The 2271-nt window shown below is 50.0% G+C and carries 3 protein-coding genes; 1 reads left to right on the forward strand and 2 read right to left on the reverse strand.

Going from position 1 to position 2271, the window contains the following annotated elements; translation table 11 throughout:
- A partial coding sequence (locus NDA06_RS26560; protein WP_348251954.1) for a transposase family protein occupies positions 1-298 on the reverse strand: 298 nt, incomplete at its 3' end.
- 200 nt (positions 299-498) lie between these two features.
- On the opposite strand from NDA06_RS26560, the gene NDA06_RS26565 reads away from it, so the two are divergent.
- Positions 499-1017, forward strand: a complete 519-nt coding sequence (locus NDA06_RS26565; RefSeq protein WP_190525056.1) for a transposase — start codon at positions 499-501, stop codon at positions 1015-1017.
- 299 nt (positions 1018-1316) lie between these two features.
- Here the strand turns inward: NDA06_RS26565 and NDA06_RS26570 are convergent, their stop codons facing one another.
- Entirely contained in the window at positions 1317-2024 is a 708-nt protein-coding gene (locus tag NDA06_RS26570) for a PHP domain-containing protein (protein WP_190986959.1), read from the reverse strand.
- Positions 2025-2271 lie beyond the last annotated feature (247 nt).

The raw sequence follows: 2271 nt of genomic DNA on the forward strand, positions 1-2271 counted from the left end.
AGCGAAACTTGCCACTTTTGATCAGCAGGTCTTCCACCTTGTGGATAATCCGCCCCACCGTTGTCTCGTGCAAACCCCAACTGGCTCCAATGTGAAACTGACTCCGATACTCTCGCCAATACTCCAATGCCACCAGCAGTTGGTCTTCCACTCTCAGCTTCGGCTGTCCTCCACGCCTTCCTTGACGCTCTAGGTGCGGGCGTAGCACAGTGACCATCTCGGCAAAAGTTGCACGGCTGACACCACACAATCGCTTGAACTCACCTGCTGAAAGCGGTTGTAAGTCTGGATACGGCATAGCACTTCTGAGGCTTCGATACGGTTTCACTCTAATTGTGCCGCCTGCGATTACAAACTGGCACACTATCTTCCGATTCGTGCAGGAGGTCTAATGATTATCCACCCTATTCAACGGTGTACTACAAATATCCGCAAGTGGCGCTTCGGACGGGAGTTGGAAGCGCATTCACGATCATCTCGTTCAATGGGTCAGGGTTGATGCCAATCGCAACAGCAACCCAACCGCGGCGAGTCTGGATTCCCAAACCGTTCCTACTTCTGTCATGGTTCACCAAGCCGTTGGCTATGATGGCGGCAAAAAAATTAAAGGTCGCTTTCCGCTTTACTCTGGTTGACACATTGGGATTGTTGATTGTCGTGCAGGTGGTTGCAGCCAGTGTGCCCGAACGAGAAGGAGCCAAGCAATTGCTCGCAACGTTGAACCAAGAACGTCACCGGGTTCCTCAACTGACTCGAATTTGGGTCGATGGTGGGTTTTCGGGAGAAGCGTTTCTACATTGGGTCATTGATACCTTCCGTTGGCTTTTAGAGGTGGTTCTGCGACCAGAGGGCGCTCAAGGATTCGTCCTACTTCCTAAGCGTTGGACTGTTGAACGCACTTACGGTTGGCTGCATTGGTGTCGTCGCTTAAATGTCGATTATGAGCGAATCCCAGCTTCCTCAGAAGCGTTCATTTATATCGCCATGAGCCGACTGATGCTACGCAGACTTGCCTGACCCTTTATGTACTCTCTCCGTCTTTCCAAACATCCTCTGACATCCTCAAATATTGAATAATAGTGTTGACAATAGTTATCGATGAAGCCGACTGTATTTACTGCTTCTGTACGTGGCGTAACCATCGCTGTTACTTACTATTTCTGGTTTCCTTCCTGATTCTCCTCTCCCCCTAGTAACAAAAGAGGGATTACACTAAGGCAGACAACGACTACCTCTCCATTTTCTTCATTCTCTTTTTTCTCTCACCAATGAATCAGCCCTGCCCTGTTCTGGAGCTTGCCTAGAGGGATTGGGTGTTACAGGCGTTGCAGCAAATTTAAACCGTGAGTATCGGTGCCACAGGTGCTGAACAAACCATAAGTGGCAGCGAGCTGTTCCACTTCTTTCGTTTCCCTCGGACTGGATTGCCAAGGGCTAGGGTTGTTGTAGGCGTAGTAGGTTTCAACGCCGTCAATGCCTGCCTCAGCGGCAGCAGGGATAAGTTTTGCAGCAGGAAGGCGGTAGCGGGCTGGATGAGCCAAGACGGCAAAACCACCCGACTGATGGACGGCGGCAATCACATTGGCAGCGTCAGCATCACCGCCCTTGGGTGCAGAGCCTTTCAGATATTGCTTCATCGCAGAGTGTTCTGGATCGAAAGCATAGCAAAGGATGTGGACTTCTGTGTTCAGCAGGCTAGAGGTGATTTCGGTGCCGATCCACAAGTGGGGTAAGTGGGCGGAATCAGGATTTGTGTAGGTGTTTTGCAGCCAGTATTGAGCCTCTTTGAAACCGCCAATCGTATGGTGATCGGTGATCGCCAGCCCTTTAAGACCTATCGCGATCGCCTGTTCCATCAACGCACTCGGTGACAAACGACCATCCGAGTAGACGGTGTGCATATGAAAGTTATAGGAGTGCGGACAACTATCAGCCTGAATCGTCTCAAAGACTTGCCTGAGTGCTGTTGTATTCTGGGCTGGTGGCTGGGGTGAAGCAGAAGATTGAGCAAGATTGATCGCCATAACCGCCGAGTAGCTGTGCGCGTTCGTTGACAATTGTTAACATATACCCTAACAAAACTAAAGAGGAATTGCGTTGGGACATTCGATGTGTATTCCATGCTGAAAGTCGCCTTTGGCAAAAATTTTCTGCCTAAGTCGGCGACCATTGGCGGGCAGTTTCATTTAAATATTCAGTTTGAAGTTTCTAGCGGCTTAACCGTTCTATTTGGGCCATCTGGCTGTGGCAAGAGTTCGACATTACAAGCGA

This window comes from Trichocoleus sp. ST-U1 (assembly GCF_039961835.1).
Taxonomy (GTDB): domain Bacteria; phylum Cyanobacteriota; class Cyanobacteriia; order Cyanobacteriales; family FACHB-T130; genus FACHB-T130.

Bases quoted from the DNA above. Each gene is read 5' to 3' on its own strand.
- NDA06_RS26565 (WP_190525056.1), top strand. From the start codon at position 499: ATGCCAATCGCAACAGCAACCCAACCGCGGCGAGTCTGGATTCCCAAA.
- NDA06_RS26570 (WP_190986959.1), bottom strand. From the start codon at position 2,024: ATGGCGATCAATCTTGCTCAATCTTCTGCTTCACCCCAGCCACCAGCC.